The organism is Saccharothrix sp. NRRL B-16314, from assembly GCF_000716595.1.
Classification (GTDB): Bacteria; Actinomycetota; Actinomycetes; order Mycobacteriales; family Pseudonocardiaceae; genus Actinosynnema.
Genome location: NZ_JNXC01000018.1, coordinates 116,063 through 134,571, shown reverse-complemented (window position 1 = coordinate 134,571; position 18,509 = coordinate 116,063). Strand labels below are relative to the sequence as shown.

Sequence of the window (18,509 nt, the reverse complement as noted above, 5' to 3'; positions counted from 1 at the left end):
TCTCAAAGGAAACCTCTTGACGAGGTTCATAAATTTACTGGCTATTCGGCACGCTGTTGAGTTCTCAAAGAACACGCGCACACCGTCACTCGTCACATTCAGTGATTCGATCCGGGGCTTCTATGTTCCGCCGCACTCCGTTCCGGTTTCTCTCCGGCCCGTTCCGTGCTGACATGGAGAAACCTACACGAGTGCGCCTGGATAGTGAAATCGGGGGGTCGGTTTCGGCGTCTCCGCAGCTAGGCGTGGTGCGACCCCCTGGAACGGTGGATGCTGTGCCGGTGCAGCTCTCCCCTCGGCTCGGCCGGTACGCGCTCCATCTCGTCGTGGTGGCGGCCGGTTACTACCTGGGCGCACGTCTCGGCCTCCTCCAGGCGTTGGTCAACGACCAGGTGACCCCGCTGTGGCCGCCGACCGGTGTCGCCGTCCTCGCGCTGGTGCTCGGTGGGCTGAGGATGTGGCCGGGTGTCGCGCTGGGCGCGTTCGCGGTCAACGCCACGCTGACCGACATCGGCTCCACGATCGTCATCAGCGGGGGCAACACGCTCGGACCGGTCGTCGCCTACCTGCTGCTCCGGCAGGCGGGTTTCCGACAGGAGGTGGACCGCACGCGCGACGCGCTCGCGTTGGTGTCCCTGGGCGCGTTCGCGGGCATGGCGGTCAGCGCCACCGTCGGCAGCAGCACGCTCCTGCTGACCGGGGTGATCGACGAAGCCGGCTTCTGGTCGACGTGGGCCGTGTGGTGGACCGGTGACGCCCTGGGCGTCCTGGTCCTGGTGCCGATGGCGCTGGCGTTCCGCACCCTGCGCCTGCGGAACCACCCCGTGCGCCGGTGGTTGGAGGCCGCGGCGCTGCTGGTGAGCACAACGGTGGTCATGGCGGTGGCGACGACGCACGACCTCCGGCTGATGTACCTGGTGTTCCCGTTCCTCATCTGGGCGGCGCTGCGCTTCCAGCACCTGGGCACGGCCCCGTGCGCGCTGATCGCGACGACCCTGGCGGCGCGGGGTGCGGCCATGAGCTCCGGCCCGTTCGCGGGGTTGGACCTCCTCGTGCGCATGGTGACGTTGCAGGCGTTCAACGCGACGACGGTGTTGACGGCGCTGCTGCTGTCGGCCGTGATCGCGGAGCGCAACGCGGCGCGGCAGGCGATCGAGCGGACGGTGGCGCAGTTGGCGGACGTGGTGCAGCAGTACCGGCCGCTGCTGTTGGGCAACGCGCTGCCCCCGCCTCCGGAGAAGCGCTAAGTGGACGTCGTCGTGGTTGGTGGAGGCCCGGCGGGTCGGGCGTTGGCGCGCGCGTGCGCGGCACGGGGGTTGGGGACGACGGTGGTCGACCCGAACCCGGAACGGCCGTGGCGGGCGACCTACGCGGCGTGGGCGGACCAGTTGCCGGCCGACGCGCCGATCGCGGTGTCGGTGTCGAGATCGCGTGCGGTGACGACGGTCGAGCACGTCATCGCGCGTGGGTACGCGGTGCTGGACAACGAGCGGTTGCGGCGGCTCCCCGACGACGTGCGGGTGGTCGCGGGCCGGGTCGTCGGGTGGTCGGCCGGGGAGGTGGCGTTGGCCGGCGGGCGGGTGTTGACCGGTCTGGTGGTCGACGCGACCGGCGCGGCGGGTGGTCGTGCCGCGCAGACGGCGGTCGGTGTGGTGGTCCCGGCGGAACGCGCGGCGCCGTTCGTGGGTGCGGACGAGGCGCTGATCATGGACTGGCGCAAGCCGCCTGCGGCGACGACGACCGACCCGACGTTCCTCTACGCGATCCCCGTGTCGGCGGACGAAGTGCTGCTGGAGGAGACGTCTTTGGCCCGTCGGCCGGGGCTGCCGTTGGACGAGTTGCGGCGGCGGTTGCACGCGCGCCTGGCCGCGCACGGCATCCCGGTGCCGGACGGCGAGGAGCGGGTGCGCATCGCGCTGGACGGGCGGGCGCGGAACGGCGCGTTCGGCGCGGCGGCCGGGTCGATCCACCCGGCGACGGGGTACAGCGTGGCGGCGGCGTTGCGACGGGCGCCGGTGGCGGCGGCGGCGATCGCGGACGGGCGTCCGGTGGCGCGGTCGGCGGCCGAACGGGTGGTGCGCGGGTTGCGGTTGAAGGGTTTGGCGGCGTTGCTGGCGATGCGACCGGATGACGTTCCGGAATTCTTCAACCACTTTTTCCATTTGCCCGACAATCTTCAACGCGCCTACCTCGACGGGGACGGTGACCTGCGTGGGACGGTCCTCGCGATGCTCCGGCTGTTCGGTTCGGCGGACTGGCGTATGCGTGCCGGCTTGGCATTTCCTGTGCAATCGGCCAAAACTTCGGGAACACCTGGTTAACGCTCTCGGCAAAATGAGGTGGAGCGGGCACGATCGTGGCCGTGCCCGCCTTGCTGGATGACGTTCGCTTCGCCTTCCAGCCGTTGTTCAACCTCCACACCGGAGGGGTCGTGGCCGTCGAGGCGCTGGCCCGGCCGCACGACGGCAACGTGCAGGACCTGCTGCGGATGGCGTTCCGCGCGGGGTACCTGGCCAACACCGACGTGGCCCTCGCGTGCCGCGCGGTCCGTCAGGCGGCCGACCACGGCCTGGGTCTGCCCCTTCACGTGAACCTCCTCGCTATGACGATCGCGGACAAGCCGGACTTCATGGCTCCCCTGTACGGCGCGCTGCGCGAGACCGGCCGCACCCCCGCCGACCTGGTCCTGGAGGTCGGCACGCCGTACTCGCGCGCACCGCGCCGGCTGCTGGTCAAGGGCATCGACCGGCTGCGGCGGGACGGGTTCAAGATCGGTCTGGACGGGGTCGGCGAGGGCGACACGCCGTTGTCGCTGCTGACCGAGGTGGGGCCGGACCTGGTCAAGCTGGACCGCGAGGTGGTGGTGGCCCTGCCGTCCGATCCGGCCCGGTACGCGCTGGTCCAGGCGTTGCAGCACGTGTGCGAGCACATCGGGTCGCTGGTCGTGGCGGAGGGCGTGGAGACGGAGGCGGAGCTGGGCGCGCTGCGTCGGCTCGGCGTGCGGTTGGCGCAGGGCAACCTGCTGGCGACCGCGCAGCGCCGGCCGAAGGTGGACGCGACGATCTCGGCCGTGTTGAGCGAGGTCAGCGACCCGGAGGCGGTCACCAGCACGATGACCGGGCCGTTGCGGCGCAGGTCGGGGCCGAAGGTCACCGATTTCCTGCACCCGGCGACCACGCTGCCCGAGTCGGCGACGTCCGAGGACGTCAGGGAGGTGCTGGCGAACCAGCCGACCGTGACCGGCGTGGTGCTGGTGGACGACTCCGGCCGGCCCCGGTGGACGGTCGACCGCAACCGGTTCCTGCTGGGGGTGACCGGGCCGTTCGGGCACGCCCTCCACGCCAAGCGCGAGGCGGCGAGGCTGGCGGACACCCCGAAGCTGATCGGCGCCGAGTCGAGCGCGTTGGACCTGCTGGACGTGGTGGCGCACGCGGACCGCGAGCGCACCAACGACGACCTGGTGGTCGTGGACGACGACGACCGGTGCCTCGGCGTGGTGCGGGTCGCGGACGTGGTGCGCGGCGTGGCCGAGATGAAGGTGGAGCAGGCGGCGGCGTTGAGCCCGCTGACCAGGCTGCCGGGCAGTGACTCGATCGCGCGCGAGGTGGACCGGCGGATCATGGGCGGCGAGCTGTTCGCGGTGGGCTGGCTGGACGTGGACGCGTTCAAGCGGGTGAACGACACGGCGGGGTTCGCGGCGGGCGACGACCTGATCCGGGCCATAGGGCGTGCGTTGACGGAGGGCGCGGCGGCGTACCCGGGTGTGCAGGTCGGGCACGTGGGCGGGGACGACTTCCTGGTGGTCGCGGGCCTGGAGGAGGTCGTGCCGTTCGCCGCCGGGGTGCTGGACTCGCCGTTCGAGGCCGACGGCCGCGGGGTGACGCTGTCGCTGGCGACGTTGATCTGCGCGGCGGGGACGGTGGGGTCGTACCGGGAGGTGTCCCGGCTGCTGGCGCCGTTGAAGGAGCACGCGAAGTCGTTGCGCGGCACTAGTTGGGTGCTGGGCCGGCCGGGCAGCGACCACGTCGACGTGCTGCGCGGCGGGCCGCACCTGGCGGTAAGTTAGGGAAGTTCACCGCTTCGACGCATGCGCTACCCGATCGGTTACTCCTAGCATCAGGATGACCACCCAGCGCAGGGAGGTCCTGGTGAGCGAGGTCACCGCCCTACCGCTTCCGAGAGTCGTCTCCGACCTACCCCTGTCCGTGGGGGTCGAGGAGGAGTTCCTGCTCGTCGACGCGGACAGCGGAAAGCTCCTCCCGTTGGCCCCCATGGTGCTCGGCGGTGTACGTACCGCGTTGGACCTCCAGCAGGAGATGACCCTCTACCAGGTGGAGAGCGCCACCCCGGTGTGCCGGAGCATGGCCGAGGTCCGGGCGCAGCTGATGGCGGCACGGGGTGCGCTGTCGGCGTTGGCGGGGTCGCACGGTGCGCGGATCGTGGCCACGGGGACGCCGGTGTTCAGCGGGGTGAGACCGCCGCCGCTGGCCGACAGCGATCGGTACCGGACCATCGCCGCCGAGTACGGGATGCTGGTCGACGGGTTGACCATCTGCGGGTGCCACGTGCACATCGGCATCCCGGACCAGGAAACCGGCGTGCTGATCAGCAACCACCTGCGGCAGTGGCTGCCGGTGCTGCTGGCGATCAGCGCGAACTCGCCGTTCGCGGAGGGTCGGGACACCGGGTACGCGAGTTCGCGCTACCTGGCGTGGAGCCCGTGGCCGTCGGCCGGCGCGCCGCCGTGGTTCGAGTCGGCGGAGGACTACCACCGGCACACGCAGGTGCTGAGGACGGCCGGGGCGGCGTTGGACCCGGCGATGGTCTACTGGGACGTGCGGCTGTCGGCCCGTCACCCGACGGTGGAACTGCGGGTGTGCGACGTGGCGGCGACGGTGGACGAGGCCGTGGTGCTCGCGGCTCTGGTGCGGGCGATCGCGCGCACGGCGTTGGATGGTCGGCCTGCCCAGCGCGTGCCGGACCTGGTGCTGCGGACCGCGATGTGGCGGGCGGCGCGGGACGGGTTGGACGGGGCCGGGATCGAGCCGCACACCGGCCGGTTGGTGCCCGCGGTGGACATGGTGCGCTCCCTTGTGGACTGGACGCGTCCGGCGCTGCGGTCGGTCGGGGACGAGGACCTGGTGCTGGACGGTCTCGACCGGGTGTTGATGGACGGGACGGGGGCGGCGCGGCAGCGGCGGGCGTACCGGCGGCGCGAGTCGTTGCTGGACGTGGTGGAGATGCTGGTCGCCCAGACGTAGCGGGCATGTTCGCGCCGGGAGTGCCTGCCGCGTCGAGGTGTAGAAGGCGGCTTGCGGGCGCATCCTGGTCAGAGGCGAACAAGGAGGTTCGGCATGACCACCGCACGGGAAATCATGAACGCCGGTGTCCAGTGCGTCAAAGAGGACCAGAGCCTGCTCGACGCGGCAAGGATGATGCGGGACTTGGGCGTCGGCTCGTTGCCTATCTGCGGCACGGACGACAAGCTGCACGGCATCATCACCGACCGCGACATCGTGCTGCGATGTGTGGCCGAGGGTCGGGATCCGAAGTCGATGCAGGCCAAGGAGATGTCCGGGCACCTCCACTGGGTGAACGCGGACGACGACATGTCGCTGGTGCTGCGGACCATGGAGGAGAACCAGATCCGCCGGCTGCCGGTGCTGGAGAACCACCGGCTGGTCGGGATGGTGTCGGAGGCGGACATCGCGCGGCACTTGGACGAGGGGCAGATCGCCGAGTTCGTGGAGCGCGTGTACGCCGGCGCTTGAGCGGGCTCGCTCCGAGCGGGCTTTGAGTCAGGGTTGAGTCAGGGTTGAACCGCGGTTGAGCCGCGGTTGAGCCGGGCCTGAGGGCCGGGCTCGGGGGCCGGAATTGTCAGACCCCATCGGTAAAATCACAGCAGGGGTCCCCTTGGCGGGGACCCCTGCGAAGCGTTACGAGTGGAGCAGTCCGGTCGAGCAGTCCGGCGGTGTGTCCGGCGGCTGGCTACGTGCCGGTGCTACTGCGTGCCGGTGTGACTGCGTGCCGGTCTTCGTGCGTGCCGGTGTGAGTGCGTCCGGCGGGGTGCAGAGCGTCCGACGGTGGGTGACGGACGGTCTGTTGTCAGACGATCGGTGTCAGACGGTGAAGCCGAGGGCGCGGAGTTGGTCGCGGCCGTCGTCGGTGATCTTCTCGGGGCCCCACGGGGGCATCCAGACCCAGTTGATGCGGAAGTCGCTGACGATCCCGGTCGCACCGCCGCCACCACCGACCAGCGCCGACCGCGTCTGGTCCTCGATGACGTCGGTCAGCGGGCAGGCCGCGGACGTCAGGGTCATGTCGATGACCGCGACGTTGTCCTCGTCGACCCGGATGTCGTACACCAGGCCCAGGTCGACCACGTTGATGCCGAGCTCGGGGTCGACCACGTCGCGCATGGCCTCCTCGACGTCGTCCAACGCCGCTACGTCTGCCTTGGGCGCGGGCGGTTCGGGCATGCCCTTGACACCGCGCACCACGTCCTCTTCGGCGGTCATGCCTTTGCTCCCTCGCTGCGTGCCACCGCGTCCTTGAAAGCCATCCAGCCCAGCAGCGCGCACTTCACGCGCGCCGGGTACTTCGCCACACCCGCGAACGCGATGCCGTCCTCCAGGACGTCCTCATCGGGCTCGACCTGGCCGCGGCCCTGCATGAGCTCCACGAACGCGTCCATCTTCTTGAACGCCTCGCCGACCGGCTTGCCCACCACGAGGTCCGTCAGCACCGAGGTGGACGCCTGGCTGATGGAACAGCCCTGCCCGTCGTACGACACGTCGCGCACGGTGTCGCCGTCCAGGCTCACGCGCAACGTCACCTCGTCGCCGCACGTCGGGTTGATCTGGTGCGACTCGGCGTCGAACGGGTCGCGCAGACCGCGCCCGTGCGGGTTCTTGTAGTGGTCCAGGATGATCTCCTGGTACATCTGCTGCAACTGCATCTCACGCCCACCCAAAAGTCATCGGACGCCGAAGAACCTCTGCGCCTCGCGGACGGCGTCGACCAATGCGTCCACCTCGTCCAGTGTGTTGTACAGGTAGAAGCTGGCGCGCACGGTCGCGGCCACGTTCATCCGCTGGTGCAGTGGCCACGCGCAGTGGTGGCCGACGCGCACCGCGACGCCCAGGCTGTCGAGCACCTGGCCGACGTCGTGCGCGTGGATTCCTTCGACGTCGAACGACACCGCGCCGCCGCGGTCCACCACGTCCAGCGGTCCGACGATCCGGACGCCGGGGATCTCGCCGAGACCCCGCAGCGCCCCTTCGGTGAGCGTGTGCTCGTGCGCGGCGATCCGGTCCATGCCGACGGCCGTGAGGTAGTCGACCGCCGCACCCAGTGCCACGGCCTGCGACGTCATGGGCACGCCCGCCTCGAACCGCGCGGGCGGCGGGGCGAAGGTCGACTTCGCCATCCGGACCATCTCGATCATCGAGCCACCGGTGAGGAACGGCGGCAGCGCCTCCAGCAGCTCACGGCGGCCGTAGAGGACGCCGATGCCGGACGGGCCGAGCATCTTGTGGCCGCTGAACACGGCGAAGTCCACGCCGAGCGCCTTGAAGTCGACCGGGCCGTGCGGCACGGACTGGCAGGCGTCCAGCACGGTCAGCGCGCCGACCCGCCGGGCCGCGTCCGCCAGCTCGCGGACCGGGTTGACGGTGCCGAGCACGTTGGACTGGTGGGCGAACGCGACGACCTTCGTCCTCGCGTTGACCAGTTCGTCCAGGTTCGACAGGTCGAGCCTGCCCTCGTCGGTGACGCCGAACCAGCGCAGCGTGGCCCCGGTGCGCTCGGCCAGCTGCTGCCACGGCACCAGGTTCGCGTGGTGCTCCATCTCGGTGACGACGATCTCGTCACCGGGACCGAGGCGGAACCGCTCGGCTTCGGGGCCGGCGGTGGCGGCGTTGCCCATCGCGTACGCGACGAGGTTGACGCCTTCGGTCGCGTTCTTGGTGAACACGATCTCGCTCCCCGCGGCGGGGCCGGAGATCCCACCCGAGTCGACGCCCACGAAGTCGGCGATCTTCTGCCGTGCGCCCTCGTAGGCGTCCGTGGCCTCCTCAGCCAGCTGGTGCGCGCCGCGGTGCACTGCGGCGTTGGCCGTCTCCACGAAAGCGCGCTCGGCGTCGAGGACCTGCCTCGGGCGTTGCGAGGTGGCGCCGGAGTCCAAGTAGACCAGCCGCTTGTCCTCCCGCACCGTGCGGCCCAGGATCGCGAAATCCGCACGGACGCCTACGACGTCCAGTGGCGTAGCGGTGGTGGTCACTGTCCGACGCCTCCTCTCGAAACCGGTCAACGACGACTTGCCGACGTGCAGTGCAACGTCAGCCGACGCTGGCTGCTTCCGCCTTGCCGATGTACTTCACGTAACCCTCGGCCTCGAGCTTGTCGGCGAGCTCCGGGCCGCCGGACTCGGCGATGCGGCCGTTCGCGAACACGTGCACGAAGTCGGGCGAGATGTACTTGAGGATCCGGGTGTAGTGCGTGATCAGCATGACGCCGACCTCACCGGACTGCTTGTACCGGTTCACGCCCTCGGACACGACGCGCAGCGCGTCGACGTCCAGGCCCGAGTCGGTCTCGTCCAGGATCGCGATCTTCGGCTGGAGCAGCCCCAACTGGAGGATCTCGTGGCGCTTCTTCTCGCCGCCGGAGAAGCCCTCGTTGACGGAGCGCTCGGCGAAGGCCGGGTCGATGTCCAGGTCGGACATCGCCTCCTTGACCTCCTTGACCCAGTGCCGCAGCTTGGGCGCCTCGCCGCGCACGGCGGTGGCGGCGGTGCGGAGGAAGTTCGACATCGAGACGCCGGGCACCTCGACGGGGTACTGCATGGCGAGGAAGAGACCCGCGCGAGCGCGCTCGTCCACGGTCATCTCCAGCACGCTCTCGCCGTCCAGCAGCACGCTGCCGGAGGTGATCTCGTACTTGGGGTGCCCGGCGATGGCGTAGGACAAGGTGGACTTGCCCGAGCCGTTGGGCCCCATGATCGCGTGGGTCTCGCCTGCGTTGATGGTCAGGTCGACGCCCTTGAGGATCTCCTTGGAGCCCTCGTCGGTGTTGACCGAGACGTGCAGGTCCTTGATCTCCAGAGTGGCCATTGGCGGTTCGTTCTCCTGGTGTGACGAGCGGAAGTCAGTTCGTGGCCACGTCAGTTCGTGGCCAATGTCAGTTCACAGCCGCGGTGACGTCGACGTAGACGTCGCCGGCGCGGAGTTCGACGGCGAACACGTCGACCGCCTCCGTGGCGGGAGGCGTGGACGGGCGGCCGGTGCGCAGGTCGAAGCACGACCCGTGCAGCCAGCACACGACACCGTCACGGCCGACGTCGCCGCCGTCGCTGAACGCGACCTCGGCGTGCGAGCAGACATCGCGCAGCGCGTGCACGGTGTCGCCGTCGCGGACGAGCACGATCGGGGTGTGCTCGTCGCCGACGTCGAAACCCGAGGGCTTGCGGTCGTCGAGATCGGTCAAGGAGCACACCTTGATCACACGCCCACCGCTTCCAGCTCCGCCTCGATGGCGGCTTCCAGTCGCTCGCGCACCTCGGGCACGGTGATCTTGAGCAGGATCTCGTGGAAGAACCCGCGCACGACCAGCCGGCGCGCCTGGTCCTCGGGGATGCCCCGGGCCTGGAGGTAGAACAGCTGCTCGTCGTCGAACCGGCCGGTGGCGCTGGCGTGGCCCGCGCCCTCGATCTCGCCGGTCTCGATCTCCAGGTTCGGCACCGAGTCGGCGCGCGCGCCGTCGGTGAGGACCAGGTTGCGGTTGAGCTCGAACGTCTCGGTGCCCTCGGCCGCGGCGCGGATCAGCACGTCGCCGATCCACACCGTGTGCGCGCCCTCGCCCTGCAGGGCGCCCTTGTAGACCACGTTGCTGCGGCAGTTGGACGCCGAGTGGTCGACGAAGGTGCGGTGCTCCAGGTGCTGGCCCTCGTCGGCGAAGTACAGGCCGAGGAGTTCGGCGTCGCCGCCGCGCCCGCCGTAGGTGACCACCGGGGTGAGGCGGACGACGCTGCCGCCGAGCGTGATGACGGTGTGCCGGAACGTCGCGTCGCGGCCCAGCTTGGCGTGGTGCGACGACACGTGCACCGCGTCGTCGGCCCAGTCCTGGATCGCCACGACGGTGAGGTGCGCGCCGTCCTCGACGACGAACTCGATGTTGTCGGCGTAGACGCCGGAACCGCGGTGGTCGATGACCACGACGGCCTCGGCGAACTGCCGGGCGTGCACCTGGAGGTGTCCGTAGGCGACTTCGCCGACGCCCGCGCCGGTGACCGTGACGACGGTCGGCTCGACCTTGGCGTCACCGGGGAGGGTGATGACGGTGGCCTCGGTGAACGAGGTCCACGCCTGGGCGGCCACCCGGTCGCCGGGGGTGCCCGCGACGCCGAGGCGCTGGTCGTCCCGGCCGACGGTCTCGACCGAGACGCCCTCGGACGCCTTGACCTCGACGGTCGCCGTGCCGGTCGCCTCGGCGCCGTCGTGCAGGTTCGCCAGGCGCTTCATGGGGGTGAAGCGCCAGATCTCCTCGCGACCGCCGGGCACCTCGAACGCGTTCACGTCGAAGGACGTGAAGTGGTCCGCGCGCGACGACACGGGGGCGGTGCCGACTTTCTCGGCGCCACCGTGCGAGTGGGCCGTCAGGCCGTGCTGCTGCTGTTCGGTGGTGACGGCCATGTCAGCCGACGGCCCCTTCCATCTGAAGCTCGATCAGGCGGTTCAACTCCAGCGCGTACTCCATGGGCAGCTCGCGCGCGATGGGCTCGACGAACCCGCGCACGATCATGGCCATGGCCTCGTCCTCGTTGAGACCGCGGGACATCAGGTAGAACAGCTGGTCCTCGGAGACCTTCGAGACCGTGGCCTCGTGGCCCATCGAGACGTCGTCCTCGCGGACGTCGACGTACGGGTAGGTGTCCGAGCGGCTGATGTTGTCCACCAGCAGCGCGTCGCACTTGACCGTGGACTTCGAGTGGTGCGCCCGCTTGTTGACCTGCACGAGGCCCCGGTACGAGGTGCGGCCACCGCCGCGCGCGACCGACTTCGACACGATCGTCGACGACGTGTACGGCGCCATGTGGACCATCTTCGCGCCCGCGTCCTGGTGCTGGCCCTCGCCCGCGAACGCGATCGAGAGGACCTCGCCCTTGGCGTGCTCGCCCATCAGGAACACGGCCGGGTACTTCATGGTCACCTTGGAGCCGATGTTGCCGTCGACCCACTCCATGGTCGCGCCCGCTTCGGCCTTGGCGCGCTTGGTGACCAGGTTGTAGACGTTGTTCGACCAGTTCTGGATGGTCGTGTAGCGGCAGCGACCACCCTTCTTCACGATGATCTCCACGACGGCGGAGTGCAGCGAGTCCGACGAGTAGATCGGCGCGGTGCAGCCCTCGACGTAGTGCACGTACGCGTCCTCGTCGACGATGATCAGCGTGCGCTCGAACTGGCCCATGTTCTCGGTGTTGATCCGGAAGTAGGCCTGGAGCGGGATGTCGACGTGGACGCCCTTGGGCACGTAGATGAACGAGCCGCCCGACCACACCGCGGAGTTCAGCGCGGAGAACTTGTTGTCACCCGAGGGGATGACGGAGCCGAAGTACTCCTTGAACAGCTCCGGGTGCTCCTTCAGAGCGGTGTCCGTGTCCAGGAAGATGACGCCCTGCTCCTCAAGGTCCTCGCGGATCTTGTGGTAGACGACCTCGGACTCGTACTGGGCCGCGACACCGGAGACCAGGCGCTGCTTCTCCGCCTCCGGGATGCCGAGGCGGTCGTACGTGTTCTTGATCTCGTCGGGCAGGTCGTCCCAGGTCGCCGCCTGCTTCTCGGTCGACCGGACGAAGTACTTGATGTTGTCGAAGTCGATGCCCGACAGGTCGGAGCCCCAGGTGGGCATCGGCTTGCGGTCGAACAGGCGCAGCGCCTTCAACCGGAAGTCCAGCATCCACTCGGGCTCGTTCTTCTTCGCCGAGATGTCCCGAACGACGTCCTCGTTCAGGCCCCGGCGAGCGCTCGCGCCTGCCACGTCCGAGTCGGACCAGCCGAACTCGTAGTTGCCGATGCTCGCCAGGGTCTCTTCCTGGGTGAGCGGGGCTGTGGTGGTGCGCTGCTCGGCAGCGGCAGTCATGCGGGCTCCCCTCCATCTGGGATCCGGGGTGTGTTCGGGATGTGAGTCGTGCACACGGCATCGCCGCGGGCGATGGTGGCCAGGCGCTGGACGTGCGTGCCGAGCAGGTCGGCGAACGCCGCCGTCTCGGTCTCGCACAGCTGCGGGAACTCCGCCGCTACGTGCGCCACGGGGCACAGGTGCTGGCAGAGCTGCTCGCCCGCCCCCACGTGGCGTGCCGAGGCAGCGTAGCCCTCCCTGGTCAACGCCACCGCGAGGGCCTTGGCCCGCTCGGCGGCGTCCGGCTGGGCCACGATGGCCGCCCGGTGCTGGTCGACGAGCGCGGACACCCGTCGTTCGGCGAAGGTCCGCACCGCGTCCTCCCCGCCCTGTTCGGCGAGGAACCGCAGCGCGGCCACGGCGAGGTCGTCGTAGGCGTGCCCGAACCGGGCCCGCCCCTGCTCGGTCAGCAGGAAGAACTTGGCCGGCCGTCCCCGGCCGCGCTGCCCCTGGCGGGGCGCCTCCCTGCTGGTCGCCTCACCGTCGGCCACCAGCGCGTCGATGTGCCTGCGCACCGCCGTGGGGCTCAGGCCCAGCTGCTCCGCGACCGAGGCTGCGGTGACCGGGCCCTGCTCCAGCAGCAGGCGTGCGACGGCGTGCCGGGTCCGCCCGTCGTGCCCGGACGGCACCACGGTCGGATCGCTCCCGACGTTTTTCACAACACCAGTGTTGCGTATTTCATCGGCCGCCGCAAAGATCGGCCCGGGTCGGGTGACCCGACTCACGCGCCGGAGCCGGTCGCTACCCTTCGGACGTGACGGCGGGCGGAATGGCGATGGCGAACCGGGAAGAGATCGCTGAGGCGGCCCCTCTCGACGCCCCCGAACGGCGGCAGCTCGACGTCATCCGCCGTTGGGGCACCGTGGGCGCGTTGCTGCTGGCAGTCGGCTCGCTCGGGTCGGGCGCGGCACCTGTGTTCAGCCCTTTGCCCGGCACGCCGCTGCTGGGCCTGTTCCCCCGGATGCCGAGCGCGGCCATGGGCGCCGCGTGGACGGGCATCTTCCTGATCGTGTCGGCGTGGCTGTGGCTGGGCCGGTTCGCCCGGCCGGGCCGTCCCCGGCTGATGTCGCGCAGCCAGCTCGACCGCACGCTGCTGATGTGGATCACGCCGCTGGTGTTCGTGCTGCCCATGTTCAGCCGGGACGTGTACAGCTACCTGGCCCAGTCGCAGATCGCGGCGAACGGGCAGGACCCGTACGAGCTTGGTCCGGCCACGGCGCTGGGCGTCGAGCACACGTTGACGAAGAACGTGCCGAACATATGGCGTGAGACGCCCGCGCCGTACGGGCCGCTGTTCCTGGCCGCCGGGCGGGTCATCTCGATGCTGACCGGGGACAGCGTGCTGCCGGGCGTCTTCCTGCACCGGCTGCTCGTGCTGCTCGGACTGGCGATGATCGTGTGGGCGGTCCCCCGGCTCGCCCGGCGCTTCGGCGTGCCGCCGGTGAGCGCGCTGTGGCTCGGTCCGGCGAACCCGCTGGTGCTGTTCCACCTGGTCGTGGGCGTGCACAACGAGGGGCTGGCGATCGGCCTGATGCTGGTGGGGCTGGAGTTGGCGTTGCGCAGGATGCCGACGGTCCCGGGCACGCCGATGACGCGCGAAGAGCTGCTGTGGATCGTCCTCGGCGCGACCATGATCACGTTGGGCGCGGCGGTGAAGATCCCGGCCGCGCTGGCGCTCGGGTTTCTCGGCGTGATGATCGCGCGGCGGTGGGGCGGGCGGTTCTCCGACCTGGTCCGGGCGGCGCTGTTGTTGCTGGTCATCTCCGGTGTGGTGATGGTCGGGACGTGCCTGGGCACCGGGCTCGGGTTCGGCTGGGTCGAGACGCTGAACGTCGCCGGCACGGTGAAGAGCTGGATGTCGCCGCCCACCGCGATGGGGTTCATGGGCGGCGGGCTGGGGCTCGTGCTCGGGCTCGGCAACCACACCGAGTCGATGATCTCGCTGATGCGGATCGTGACGCAGGCGGTGTCGGTGGTGCTCGTGGCGACGCTGCTGTGGAAGGCGTTCCGGGGTCGGATCAAGGCGGTCAACGGGCTGGGCGCGGGGCTGGGCGCGGTGCTGGTGCTGGGGCCGGTGCTCCAGCCGTGGTACGTGCTGTGGGCCGCGTTGCCGCTGGCCACGGCAGTGCTGGCGCGCCGGTTCCGGCTGTTCGCGATGGTGACGAGCGCGGTGATCGCGGTGATCCTGCCGCCGACCGGCTCGGCGTTCGACGGCCGTGCGTACATCGTGCCGCAGGCGGTGGCGGGCGCCCTGATCGCGTTCGCCGTGTGCCTCTTCGTGGCCCGCAAACAGGTGATGCCCCTGATCAGACGCGACCCGCTCCCCGGCTCCGTCTGACCTCACCCCTTCGGCCCCTGCGCCCCCACCCCGTGAGTCCTACGTTCACGACGCGTGAGTCCTACGTTCGGAACGCGTGAGTCCTACGTTCACGACCCGTGAGTTCAACGCTCAGGACGCGCGCTGACGGTCGGGCTGTTCCGAGCGTTGAACTCGGGGGCTCTGAACGTAGGACTCGGGTGTTCCGAACGTAGGACTCACGCGTTCTGAACGTAGGACTCACGGGGGTGGGGTGTAACTGGGTGGGGTGGGCGGGCGAGACATCGGTACGGGGAGGGAGTGCGCGATGGTCGATGTGCACGATGTGCCGCAGGAGCAGATCCGGTTCGCGGTGGTGCTCAACGGGGGTGTGAGCCTCGCCGTGTGGATGGGCGGGGTCGTGCTCGAGCTCGATCGCCTGACCAGGGCGGACGGGCCGTACGCCGAGCTGTTGGACATGGTCGGCGGCACGGCGCGCGCGGACGTCATCACGGGCACGTCGGCAGGCGGCATCAACGGCGCCGCGCTGGCGTTGTCCCAGGTCAACGGCAACGCCCGGCTGGAACGGCTGCGGGACCTGTGGGCCGAGCAGGGTCGGATGGAACAACTGCTGCGGACGCCGTTCCGCGGGCAGCCGGTGTCGCTGCTCCAAGGCGACGAGTTCTTCCTCCCCCGGCTCCGGGAGGCCCTGGAGCGGCTGACCGCGGACTTCGACCCCACCCCGCAGGACGACCGGCCGGTGGACCTCCGGATCACCACCACCCTGCTCGCGGGCGTCCCGACGGTCACCCACGACGACCTCGGCCAGACCCTCGTGCAGGCGTCCCACCAGGGCAGTTTCTCGTTCCGCCGCGATCCGGGCGGCCGGGACGACTTCAGCGCGGACAAGCTGCCGACGCTGGTCGACCGGATGGCCCTGGCCGCACGGTCCTCCGCCTCGTTCCCGTTCGCGTTCGAACCCTCGTTCATCCCGGTCGCCCCCGGCGCGCCCGACGGCGACAAGCCGAACATGGCCGACGTCGCGTCCTGGGCCAACGGCACCGACAACCGGTCCCGCTACGCGGTCGACGGCGGGGTCCTGGTCAACACGCCCACCAAAGAGGCACTGGACGCCATCGACCGCATGCCCGCCGAGGGCCCGGTGCGGCGGGTGATGCTGCTGGTGTTCCCGCACGCCCCCGAGTCGGTCGTGGAACCGGCGGCCCCGGTGGACGGAGCGCTGCCCAGCACCATCGCCACCGGCACCAAGCTGCTCGGCGCGCTGACCAGCCAGAGCGGTCGCACGTACGTCGAGCGCATCGAGGAGCACAACCGCAACGCCGCGTCCCGGCGCGGCGGGCGGAGCGCCCTGCTCGAACGGCTGGCGTCGGGCGGTTCGGTCACCCAGAAGCTGTACGCGCTGGCCTCGACCCTGCACGACCACTACGAGGACGTGCGCATCCGGCACGCCGCCCGTGACGTCACCACCCGCCAGTTCGAGGTGCCGGGCGCGAACGCCGCCGGCTGGTCGTTCGAACGGGTGCGAGCGGCGGCCGAAGCGGCCCAGCGGGAGTACCGCGCGGAGCACAGCAAGGTCCCGTACGTGCCGACGAAGCCGCAGCCGGCCGCGTTGCCCGAGCACGGCTGGCCGTGGGGCGTCACGATGGCCGACCGGCTCGCGTCCGCCGCGATGGACCTGCTCAAACGCCTGGTGTGGGTGATGCCGGACGCCCAGCGGCTCGCGTTGGCCCGGACGAACCTGTTCGACGTGCGGGCGAAGCTGCGTGCGGCCCGGACCGAGCTGGACGAGCACTGGACCACCAACGAGCACGAGGAGCTGGACCAGGCGTACTGGGAGCGCCGGGTCCACCGGTTCGCGCAGAAGATGCTGGACGAACCCGACGGTGTCGGGCAGCAGGTGCGGCAGCAGGTGGAGCGGATCGCGGGCGTCCTCGGCGACGCGCACGACATCCTCGACCAGCTGGACGACGACCAGCTGCGGGCCGGGTCGCTGCGGCCGTGGCACCGGCTGCTGACCGAGCCGCGCACCGACGAGGAGGCCGAGGTCGGGCTGGTGGCGGGCGACCTGTGGCTGTCCCGGGTGCTGGCGCTGGAGGTCGCGACCACGTGCCTCGCCGACGACTCGCGCGGCGGCGTGGACCAGGCGGTGGAGCTGGTGCAGATCAGCCTCCAGACGCGCAACGCGTTCGCCGAGTACAGCGTCACCGCGGAGGACAAGGCGGGCGGGGCGTCGTTGAGCCGGTTCTCCGGGTTCCTGAAGCGGTCCTGGCGGGTGAACGACTGGATCTGGGGTCGGCTCGACGGCGCCACCATGCTGTGCAAGGTGGTGTTCGACCCTAAGCGGCTGCTGAGGGTGGACCGGATGACCGGCGCGGGTGGCGACCCGGTGGAGCGCGCGTCGGCCAAGGTCGACGAGCTGGTGCTGAAGCTGTTCGGCGACGGGGTGCCGGCCGAGCTGGAGCCGTGCGTGACGCGGGCGAAGGCCGAACTGGCCGCCGTGTTCTCGGCGCCGGACGGCGACCACCCGCCGACGTGCGCGGCGTTGGCGGAGTTGGCGGCGTGGGCGCTGCACGTCCGGATCATCTGCGAGGAGCTGCCCGCGCTGCGTGCCGCGATCCTGGCCGACCGGCACGAGGGCGCGGACCGGCGGTCGCGCGGGGAGCTGTTCCTGGAGGAGCAGGCCGCGCTGCTGACCCGGCTGCCCGTGCGGACGGACGCTGAACGGGTCGAGGTGGGCCTTCGGGCGCTGAGCGCGTTCGACCGGGCGGGCATCGGGCGTGAACCGCTGGTGCAGGAGGCGAGCAGCGACCAGGTGATCCGGACGGCGGCGACGGCCGCGGCGGTGGCGATCACCGTGGCCGACAGCGACAACTCCGGGTTGGGCACGGCGAAACCGCTGACCAGGACGTTGCGCGGTGCGGCGCTGCTGCCGTACTGGACGATCACCGGGTTGACCAGGGGCGGGCGGTTGGCGCAGTTCCTGGGGCTGCTGGGGTTCGCGTTGGGCGGCGCGCTGCTGGTGCTGGCGTTGTTCGACCTGCTGCCGCCGTGGGCGGTCGGTCCGTCGGCGGCGTTCGGCGGTGGCACGCTGCTGGCCGCGTTCGGCTACGCCGCGCTGCGGTCCGGGACGTTGCTGCACGGGCTGGTGCTGCTGTCACCCGTGATCCCGCTGGTGACGGTGGCGATCGACCGGACGCGGGACGCGTTGGCGGCGGGTGAGACCGGTGACCAGGCCGTGACGGGGATGGTGGCGGTCGGTGGCGTGCTGCTGGTCGTGGTGGGGCTGCTGATCATCGGCAGCCTGCCCGCGCCGGTGGGCACGCCGCTCGCGGTGCTCGGCAAGATCCGGTTCAGGCCGCGGCTGCTGGTGCGGGTGCTGGTGGCGGCGGCGATCGTGGCCGGTGTGTGGGCGGTGGTGCGGTACCGGCTGTACGACCTGGACCCGGCGTTGGTGGTCGGTGGCACGGTGGTCGCGATCGTGTTCGGCGCGGGCGCTTCGTACGTGCTGGGCAGTTCGCTGCGGCGGTGGCGCCAGGTGGACGGGGTGTGGGACACGGAGGCCGCCGAGCCGCCCGCGTCCGCGACCGCCGGGTGGGCCGCGGTGTACGGGTCGGTGCTGCTGGTGATCGCGGCCGTGGTGCAGGTGTTCTCGCTGCGGTTCACCGGGTGGGAGGCGGTGCTGGCGACGGCGCTGTCGTTCGGCTTGGTGCTGCTGTTGGTGACGACGTGGTGGGTGCCGTTGCAGGCCCGGCGGACCATCGCCCGGTCCCTCGTCGAGCAGATGTCCATTGTGGACTTCAACCCGGGTGACGTGGCTCAGGCGCTGCTGAAGCGGCTGGAGGGTCACGGGATGCTGTTCAAGTTCCTCACCGTGCTGGACGACACGGGGCGGCCACGGCTGAGCCCCACCGGCCTCCGGGTCGCCCAGCGCGTCGCCCGCCGTTCCGCCACCGGCCAGGACGCCGACTGACCGCACCCCGTCCGCGTGAGTCCTACGTTCAGAACGCGTGAGTCG

The 18,509-nt window shown here is 70.5% G+C and carries 15 protein-coding genes; 7 read left to right on the top strand and 8 right to left on the bottom strand.

All coding sequences use genetic code 11. From position 1 onward, the window contains the following. Positions 1-281: 281 nt before the first annotated feature. The 5 genes from OQ02_RS23940 (at position 282) to OQ02_RS23920 (ending at position 5,771) form a co-directional block, all read left to right on the top strand. Positions 282-1,247, top strand: a complete 966-nt coding sequence (locus tag OQ02_RS23940; protein WP_033440818.1) for an MASE1 domain-containing protein — start codon at positions 282-284, stop codon at positions 1,245-1,247. Then, positions 1,248-2,321: a lycopene cyclase family protein gene (locus OQ02_RS23935; RefSeq protein ID WP_033440783.1), complete on the top strand. Its 1,074-nt coding sequence runs from the start codon at positions 1,248-1,250 to the stop codon at positions 2,319-2,321. A 41-nt stretch (positions 2,322-2,362) separates the two neighbouring features. Beyond that, the gene (locus tag OQ02_RS23930) at positions 2,363-4,066 is read left to right on the top strand and encodes a GGDEF domain-containing protein (protein ID WP_051772725.1); all 1,704 of its coding nucleotides are present in this window, start codon (positions 2,363-2,365) and stop codon (positions 4,064-4,066) included. Between the two features lie 55 nt (positions 4,067-4,121). After that, complete coding sequence (locus OQ02_RS23925) at positions 4,122-5,261, top strand: carboxylate-amine ligase (RefSeq protein ID WP_231500188.1); 1,140 nt, start codon at positions 4,122-4,124, stop codon at positions 5,259-5,261. Positions 5,262-5,354: 93 nt separating this feature from the next. Beyond that, complete coding sequence (locus tag OQ02_RS23920; RefSeq protein WP_033440782.1) at positions 5,355-5,771, top strand: CBS domain-containing protein; 417 nt, start codon at positions 5,355-5,357, stop codon at positions 5,769-5,771. Between the two features lie 348 nt (positions 5,772-6,119). Here OQ02_RS23920 and OQ02_RS23915 read toward each other — a convergent pair whose 3' ends face one another. The 8 genes from OQ02_RS23915 to OQ02_RS23880 all read right to left on the bottom strand — a co-directional run bounded on the left by OQ02_RS23915 (position 6,120) and on the right by OQ02_RS23880 (position 12,836). Next, positions 6,120-6,518: a metal-sulfur cluster assembly factor gene (locus OQ02_RS23915; RefSeq protein ID WP_033440781.1), complete on the bottom strand. Its 399-nt coding sequence runs from the start codon at positions 6,516-6,518 to the stop codon at positions 6,120-6,122. Next, positions 6,515-6,958 (bottom strand): Fe-S cluster assembly sulfur transfer protein SufU, encoded by a 444-nt coding sequence (sufU, locus tag OQ02_RS23910; RefSeq protein ID WP_033440780.1) that lies wholly within the window; start codon positions 6,956-6,958, stop codon positions 6,515-6,517. The genes OQ02_RS23915 and sufU overlap by 4 nt, the downstream gene beginning before the upstream one ends. An 18-nt stretch (positions 6,959-6,976) precedes the next feature. Next, positions 6,977-8,281: a cysteine desulfurase gene (locus OQ02_RS23905; protein WP_033440779.1), complete on the bottom strand. Its 1,305-nt coding sequence runs from the start codon at positions 8,279-8,281 to the stop codon at positions 6,977-6,979. A 58-nt stretch (positions 8,282-8,339) separates the two neighbouring features. Next, positions 8,340-9,113, bottom strand: coding sequence for a Fe-S cluster assembly ATPase SufC (gene sufC / locus OQ02_RS23900; protein WP_033440778.1), 774 nt, complete (start codon positions 9,111-9,113; stop codon positions 8,340-8,342). A gap of 67 nt (positions 9,114-9,180) precedes the next feature. Then, the gene (locus OQ02_RS23895; RefSeq protein ID WP_033440777.1) at positions 9,181-9,504 is read right to left on the bottom strand and encodes a Rieske 2Fe-2S domain-containing protein; all 324 of its coding nucleotides are present in this window, start codon (positions 9,502-9,504) and stop codon (positions 9,181-9,183) included. Next, positions 9,501-10,691, bottom strand: coding sequence for a Fe-S cluster assembly protein SufD (gene sufD, locus OQ02_RS23890; protein WP_033440776.1), 1,191 nt, complete (start codon positions 10,689-10,691; stop codon positions 9,501-9,503). Before sufD ends, OQ02_RS23895 begins: the two co-directional genes overlap by 4 nt. A 1-nt stretch (position 10,692) precedes the next feature. Then, positions 10,693-12,138, bottom strand: coding sequence for a Fe-S cluster assembly protein SufB (gene sufB, locus OQ02_RS23885; protein ID WP_033440775.1), 1,446 nt, complete (start codon positions 12,136-12,138; stop codon positions 10,693-10,695). Then, positions 12,135-12,836: a helix-turn-helix transcriptional regulator gene (locus tag OQ02_RS23880; RefSeq protein ID WP_033440774.1), complete on the bottom strand. Its 702-nt coding sequence runs from the start codon at positions 12,834-12,836 to the stop codon at positions 12,135-12,137. Before OQ02_RS23880 ends, sufB begins: the two co-directional genes overlap by 4 nt. Before the next feature lie 110 nt (positions 12,837-12,946). On the opposite strand from OQ02_RS23880, the gene mptB reads away from it, so the two are divergent. Both mptB and OQ02_RS23870 read left to right on the top strand, forming a co-directional pair. After that, entirely contained in the window at positions 12,947-14,515 is a 1,569-nt protein-coding gene (gene mptB / locus OQ02_RS23875) for a polyprenol phosphomannose-dependent alpha 1,6 mannosyltransferase MptB (protein WP_051772717.1), read from the top strand. Positions 14,516-14,801: 286 nt separating this feature from the next. Then, positions 14,802-18,464 carry a patatin-like protein gene (locus OQ02_RS23870; protein ID WP_231500187.1) on the top strand — a complete coding sequence of 1,221 codons (3,663 nt, stop codon included), beginning with the start codon at positions 14,802-14,804 and terminating at the stop codon, positions 18,462-18,464. Positions 18,465-18,509 lie beyond the last annotated feature (45 nt).